1 pseudogene is annotated in these 484 nt (G+C 60.3%); it reads left to right on the top strand.

Annotated features, from left to right (window positions below):
* Nucleotides 1–484, top strand: a pseudogene (locus NMG46_RS29590) (phosphoglucomutase, alpha-D-glucose phosphate-specific); the annotation flags it as partial.

The following is a 484-nucleotide window of genomic DNA, read 5'->3' as shown; positions in this document are numbered from 1 at the left end:
TGAGGTACTGTGCGCCAACGACGTCGAGGTCATCGCCGAGCATGACGATGAGTGGACTCCAACCCCTGCCGTCTCACGGGCCATCATTGTTCACAACCGTTTAAGCGAAGGACGCCAGGCTGACGGCATTGTCGTCACCCCCTCACACAACCCGCCACGCGATGGCGGATTCAAATACAACCCACCGCACGGTGGCCCGGCCGATACGGACGCCACCGGTTGGATTGCTGACCGCGCCAACGAGTTGCTCGCCGATCCATCTGGTATCCGTCGTAAACCTTATGAACAGGTGCGCAACGAGGTCTCCCGTTACGACTACCGCAGCGCATATTGCGACGATCTGCGCAATGCCATAGACCTCGACGCTATTGACGAGGCCGGCGTCCACATCGGCGCCGATCCGCTCGGTGGGGCCTCGGTTCAGTACTGGGAGTACATCGCAGACCACCTCGGTATTGACCTGACGGTCGTTAACCCCACGGTT

The organism is Mesorhizobium sp. LMG 17147 (genome assembly GCF_024297145.1).
Classification (GTDB): domain Bacteria; phylum Pseudomonadota; class Alphaproteobacteria; order Rhizobiales; family Rhizobiaceae; genus Mesorhizobium.
Note: the sequence above shows the minus strand (reverse complement) of the source record. Positions and strands in the feature narration are given on the sequence as shown.